This is a genomic window from Advenella sp. (genome assembly GCF_052108595.1).
In the GTDB taxonomy this organism is placed as follows: Bacteria; Pseudomonadota; Gammaproteobacteria; order Burkholderiales; family Burkholderiaceae_B; genus Advenella.
Map to the genome: position 1 here is coordinate 48471 of NZ_JBQEAU010000006.1, position 6354 is coordinate 54824.

At 57.3% G+C, this 6354-nt stretch carries 5 protein-coding genes and 2 riboswitches; of the genes, 1 reads left to right on the forward strand and 4 read right to left on the reverse strand.

What is annotated here, in order from left to right:
- Positions 1 to 31 precede the first annotated feature (31 nt).
- Positions 32 to 1177 carry a glycine cleavage system aminomethyltransferase GcvT gene (gene gcvT, locus ACTIKR_RS02050; RefSeq protein ID WP_193089217.1) on the reverse strand — a complete coding sequence of 382 codons (1146 nt, stop codon included), beginning with the start codon at positions 1175 to 1177 and terminating at the stop codon, positions 32 to 34.
- Positions 1178 to 1239: 62 nt separating this feature from the next.
- A riboswitch (glycine riboswitch) is annotated at positions 1240 to 1358 on the reverse strand.
- A gap of 10 nt (positions 1359 to 1368) precedes the next feature.
- Positions 1369 to 1473: riboswitch (glycine riboswitch) on the reverse strand.
- A gap of 462 nt (positions 1474 to 1935) precedes the next feature.
- Between gcvT and ACTIKR_RS02055 the strand changes: the two genes are divergently transcribed.
- Entirely contained in the window at positions 1936 to 2268 is a 333-nt protein-coding gene (locus tag ACTIKR_RS02055) for a GrlR family regulatory protein (protein ID WP_193089216.1), read from the forward strand.
- A 213-nt stretch (positions 2269 to 2481) separates the two neighbouring features.
- Here ACTIKR_RS02055 and ACTIKR_RS02060 read toward each other — a convergent pair whose 3' ends face one another.
- The 3 genes from ACTIKR_RS02060 to dcd form a co-directional block, all read right to left on the reverse strand.
- Entirely contained in the window at positions 2482 to 3684 is a 1203-nt protein-coding gene (locus tag ACTIKR_RS02060; protein WP_193089215.1) for an NAD(P)/FAD-dependent oxidoreductase, read from the reverse strand.
- Complete coding sequence (locus ACTIKR_RS02065; protein WP_193089214.1) at positions 3677 to 5941, reverse strand: arginine/lysine/ornithine decarboxylase; 2265 nt, start codon at positions 5939 to 5941, stop codon at positions 3677 to 3679. The genes ACTIKR_RS02060 and ACTIKR_RS02065 overlap by 8 nt, the downstream gene beginning before the upstream one ends.
- 34 nt (positions 5942 to 5975) lie before the next feature.
- A partial coding sequence (gene dcd, locus ACTIKR_RS02070; RefSeq protein ID WP_442327015.1) for a dCTP deaminase occupies positions 5976 to 6354 on the reverse strand: 379 nt, incomplete at its 5' end.

The window sequence follows — 6354 nt, forward strand, 5'->3', positions numbered from 1 at the left end:
CATATAGTATCAAGGTTTATGTGACGGTTTTCTATTTCTGTGCAGGAACAACGGCCTTGCCGTTGCGCACGAAAGGCAGCGCGGTAACTGTGGCAGGCACCCACTTGCCGCGAATATCCACGTCAACGGCATCGCCAGCTGCAACGCCCTGGGGCAGACGGGCAAACGCCACGGACACGCCCAGCGTGGGCGACATGGTGCCGCTGGTCACTTCGCCTTCGCCCTGCGCGGTGCGTACCCGCATATGCGCACGCATCACGCCGCGCTCATTGAGTTTGAGGCCGGTAAATACGTTCTTGCGCGGTGCAGACTCAATGGCCTGGCGGCCAATGAAGTCGCGCTGGGTATCGGTCAGGCTGACTGTCCAAGTGAGTGCAGCCTGTGCCGGCTGGGTCTGCTCGTCCATATCCTGGCCGTACAGGTTCATGCCGGCCTCAAGGCGCAGCGTATCACGCGCGCCCAGGCCACAAGGCGCCACGCCCGCTGCAACCAGCTGGTGCCACAGAGGCTCGGCCTGCGTGGCTGGCAACACAATTTCGAAACCGTCTTCGCCGGTATAGCCGGTGCGGGCCACCAGCGTGTCATTGCCGACACTGGCCGCGAAAAACGCCTTGAGCGGTTCGGTCGCCGCCTGCCATTCAGGATGGATCTGCCAGACCAGTTCACGCGCTTGCGGGCCCTGTACGGCAATCATGGCCAGATCGCGCCGGGGGGTGATGATGACATCCAGCTTGTGCTCGCTGACCACGCGCTGCATCCAGTCAATATCCTTTTGCGCGCAACCGGCGTTCACGACCACACGCCAGCGGTCATCATCGAAAAAGTAAACGATCAGGTCGTCAATCACCCCGCCTTCGGGGTTCAGCATGCAGCTGTAGAGCGCCTTGCCGGAAATGGCCAGCTTGGCCACGTCGTTGGCCAGCAGCAGGCTCAGGAAGCGCCGCGCCTGCAGGCCGGTCACATCGACATTGAGCATATGGGAGACATCGAACATGCCCGCTTTCTGGCGTACGGCATGGTGTTCGGCCAGTTGCGAGCCGTACGAAATAGGCATTTCCCAGCCGCCGAAATCGACCATTTTGGCACCTGCGGCCTGGTGGGCCGCGAACAGGGGCGTGCGATTCAGTTCAGTGGGGGGAGCGCTTGCCGCAGTTGGAGGGGTTGTCTGTGTAGACATGCTTGCACCTGTTGAAAAGGATTGAAGGTCGCAGCGCACAGGTTTCACCATGAAACCGGCGCTTGTCGCCCTCTGTCCTTTTGCCTGAGAGTTGTAGCGCGCTTTGGGCTGGCCTGATGGCGCAGCACAGCGCGTTTCCCCTTCGGCGCCTTAATGAAAAGGTCTCTCCAGAGTGCCTTACCGGCCGGGCCGGTGATTGTGCGGTACATGGACCTGAGCGATTCCGGGCGAATTGCGCCTTCGGTGGCAACATGACGGGCCAGTGGCCGCCTGCTGCTCTCTCCCACGACAATTTGAAAGCATGCGAAAGGATACAGGCAAACGGCAAAAAAATCCATTGTGACAACCCCGATATCCAATTTTTTACCGCCGCTGCGCTGCTGCCGGAAACGCTTGGCCTGCTTATTTAACAAGCGCACGAGTTAACAGATGTTAGCTGCCGTTATAGCATTGTTATCATAACAATACGAACTGTTACATCTTATAATTTCAATTAAATAATTCTTTGGAAAAGAGATAGAATACACTTGACCACAAGCAATTTGTCACCCGTGCGGCAGTACCCTCACACACGAGTGTCATCATGTTGCGGTACACTAGCCATCCGCTGGTGAACGTCAGCATAAAACACAACAATATCAGATACAGAACACACGTTTTCATTAGCAGCTTCATTAGCGAGCGGGTCTATTCCAGAACCGCTCGCCACTGCAGTCAGCATCAAGCGCCCTAGTGGCAACTACATAAGGAGTACTATTATGGATAACGGTTTCTACGCAACAGTGATCGCAGATTCCAAAGCCCACGCCGGAGTGACGGTCGTAGAAGACAACAAGGTCCGGGGGGGCGATGCCCATTACTTGTATTCAGGCACCATCCAGTCCGACGGCAACGATGAAATCGTCGCCAACCTGAAAATCAAGGCATATACTGCGGTTGACCAGTCTTTCGGCACCGACGAAAACAGCTTTGAATTGTCCCTGATGGGCAGTAAAACCGATACCGGCTTTCGCCTGACTGGCTATTCACCCAGCGGTCGTGAAATCGTGATCGATGCCCGGAAAATCGCCAATATTGACCTGGGCTTCTAAACGGGTCGTCCAGGGCTGACCGGGCCGGCATTCACATTCTTATAATTTATACAGCGGTCGCCACACATGGCCGCCCGCCGGACCGGTACCCTGCCTGAACACTTTTATCTGAACCCACTGTTGTCATTGCCATTTGAAAATATCGCGGCAGCGCCGCCGCATAACAACACATGATGACCAGCGCCACCTTCGACTAGCCAACCCCGCATTACCTCACGTTGACAGGGCGCGGCCGCAGGCCATCGCAGACGCCCAGGCCCACTGAAAGTTGTAACCCCCCAGCCAGCCGGTCACATCGACCACCTCACCAATAAAATACAGTCCCGGCACGTTGCGTGCCTGCATGGATTTCTGGTCCAGCGCGCGCGTGTCCACGCCGCCGCGCATCACTTCGGCCTTTTTGTAGCCCACGGTTCCGGAAGGCGTCAGGGTCCACGGTTGCGCACTGTCTGCCAGTTGCATCAGCGGCTTGTCGGCCGTATCGGCCAGCCGCTGTGCCGGCAGCATGCCCCGGTATTGCAGCCAGTTCTCGGCCAGCCGACGCGGCCAGACTTCGCTCAGAGCATGCACCAGGCTTTGCCTGCTACCCTTCTTGCGCTGCACCAGCTCCTGCGCCAGTTGCCGGCCCGGCAGCAAATCAATGTGGATCGGCGTATCGGGTTCCCAATAGCTGGAAATCTGCAGGATTCCCGGGCCCGACAGGCCGCGGTGGGTAAACAGCAGGTCTTCATCGAAGTGCCCTCTGCGCTTGCCTTGCCCCGTCTCCAGCCTGGCCGGCACCGCCAGCCCCGAGAGCTCGGCAAACGGCTTCCAGCTTTGCTGATCGAAGGTCAGCGGAACCAGCGCGGGGCGAGGCTCAATGATTTTCAGCCCGAACTGGCGCGCCGCCTTCAGTCCGAAATCGGTCGCGCCCAACTGGGGAATGGCCATGCCGCCGGTTGCGATCACCAGCTTATCGGCCGTCAGCATCCCATTCTGGGTCTGCACCGTAAAGCGCCCATTTTCCTGGCCAATCGCGCTCACGGTCGCTTGCATGCGCCGCTTCACGCCGCCCTTTTCGCACTCGGCCACCAGCATATCGATAATCTGCTCGCTGCTGTCGTCGCAAAACAGCTGGCCCTTGTGCTTTTCATGCCAGGCAATGCCATGGCTGCGCACCAGCGTCAGGAAGTCTTCTGGCGTATAGGCAGACAGGGCCGATCGACAGAACGCCGGATTGGCGGACAGAAATTGCTGCCAGGTGGTGCCTATATTGGTGAAATTGCATCGGCCGCCACCGGAGATCCGGATTTTCTCCGCCAGCCGGCTGGCATGATCCAGCAGGACCACCCGCTGGCCACGCTGGCCAGCCACCGCCGCGCACATCAGGCCGGCAGCACCGGCGCCGATGATCACGACATCAACAGATTCACTCATCCAGTCTCAGGCAGTCCACGTAGAAAAAGTGACGACCATCCTCCTCGACCACATGACCCAGGCCATGGATAAAGGTTTCGAAGCCTGGAAATTTCGCGTTGAAACCGCGCGCAAATTTCAGATACTCCACAATGGTCTTGTTAAAGCGCTCGCCCGGAATAAGCAGCGGAATACCCGGCGGATACGGCGTGAGCAGCACCCCGGTTACGCGGCCTTCAAGCTCGTCCAGCGGGACACGCTCGACCTCGCGGTGCGCCATTTTGGCAAACGCATCCGAAGGCTTGAGCGCCGGCACCATATCAGACAGATAGACTTCGGTCGTCAGGCGCGCCACATCGTTCTCGCTGTAGGCTTCATGAATTTTCTGGCACAGATCGCGCAACCCCATGCGTTCATACTGTTTGAAGTCGGCGCAGAACTCGGGCAGGATGCGCCACAGCGGCGCATTGCGATCGTAATCATCCTTGAACTGCTGCAGCGCCGTTACCAGCGTGTTCCAGCGGCCCTTGGTGATGCCAATGGTAAACAGGATGAAGAACGAATACAGGCCGGTTTTTTCCACCACAATGCCATGCTCGGCCAGGTATTTGGTCACCAGCGCCGCAGGAATGCCGCTGTCTGCAAAGTTGCCGTCGATATCCAGTCCCGGCGTAATAATGGTCGCCTTGATCGGATCCAGCATATTGAAGTTCTCGGCCAGATCGCCAAAACCGTGCCACTCGTCACCCGACTCGAGTACCCAGTCTTCCTGAAGACCGATGCCTTCGGAGACCAGACGGTTTGGCCCCCAGACCTTGAACCACCAGTCATTGCGGCCGTATTCCGAGGCCACCTTGCGCATGGCCCGGCGAAAATCCAGGGCTTCGCGAATACTCTCGGCAACCAGCGCGGTGCCACCGGGCGGCTCCATCATTGCGGCCGACACATCGCAGGACGCAATAATCGCGTACTGCGGCGACGTAGAGGTATGCATCAGATACGCTTCGTTGAAAATATTGCGATCCAGTTTGCGGGTCTCGGACTCCTGCACCACGATCTGCGACGCCTGGGAAATACCGGCAAGCAGTTTATGTGTGGAGTGCGTGGCAAACACCATTGCGTCCTGGCTGCGCGGCCGGTTCGGGCCGATCGCGTGCATATTTGCATAGAACTCGTGGAAGGCCGCATGCGGCAACCAGGCTTCGTCAAAATGCAGCGTATCAACGATACTGCCCAGCTTTTCCTTGATCGTTTCCACGTTGTAGATCACGCCATCATAGGTGCTTTGCGTGAGCGTCAGAATGCGCGGCGTCTTGTTCTTGAGCTTGCGGGCAAACGGGTTGGCTTCGATTTTCTTCTGTATGTTTTCGGGGTCGAACTCTTCGAGCGGGATCGGACCGATAATACCCAGGTGGTTGCGCGTTGGACGCAGAAAAACCGGTATTGCACCTGTCATGGTAATGGCGTGCAGGATCGATTTATGACAATTGCGATCAACCACCACCACGTCATCGTTGGCCACGTTGGCGTGCCACACCACCTTGTTGGAGGTAGAGGTGCCATTGGTCACGAAATAGCAATGATCGGCATGAAAGATACGGGCGGCGTTGCGCTCTGACTGGGCCACCGGGCCGGTATGGTCCAGCAACTGGCCCAGTTCCTCGACCGCATTGCAGACGTCAGCGCGCAGCATGTTTTCACCGAAGAACTGGTGAAACATCTGCCCGACCGGGCTTTTCAGAAATGCCACGCCGCCGGAGTGACCCGGGCAATGCCAGGAGTAGGAACCATCCTGCGCATACTTGACCAGCTCGCGAAAAAACGGCGGCGAGAGCCCGTCCAGATAGCTCTTGGATTCGCGAATAATATGGCGCGCCACGAACTCGGGCGTGTCCTCGAACATATGAATGAAACCATGCAGTTCGCGCAGGATGTCATTGGGAATATGTTCGGATGTGCGGGTCTCGCCATACAGATAAATGGGTATGTCTTCATTGCGAAAACGCAGCTCGCCAATAAAGGTTCGCAAATTGCGGATGGCGTGCGCCACGTCTTCGCGCGAGTCGATATCGAACTCTTCATCATCGATGGACAGGATAAAGGCGCTGGCCCGGCTTTGCTGCTGGGCAAATGAACTCAGGTCGCCGTAACTGGTAACGCCAAGAACCTCGACGCCTTCTGCCTTGATGGCATCGGCAAGAGCACGGATACCGAAACCGGACGCACTGTCCGAGCGGAAGTCTTCGTCAATGATGACGATGGGGAAACGAAATTTCATCGGGTACTCCTGGCTGGCTGATCAAATAGCCTGATTATGTTCTTGGAAGTGTGACGCCTTGTTGACCCTGATACTTCCCACCACGATCACGGTATGACGTTTCGCATACCTCGTCGCCCTGCAGGAACAGAAACTGGGCACATCCCTCGCCAGCATAGATTTTTGCGGGCAACGGTGTCGTGTTGGAAAACTCCAGCGTAACATGCCCTTCCCACTCAGGCTCCAGAGGCGTCACATTCACGATAATGCCGCAGCGCGCGTAAGTGCTTTTACCCAGGCAGATGGTGAGCACTTCGCGCGGAATGCGGAAATACTCAACGGTGCGGGCAAGCGCAAACGAGTTCGGCGGAATAATGCAAACATCACCCTTGAAATCCACAAAGGATTTTTCGTCGAAGTTTTTCGGATCCACA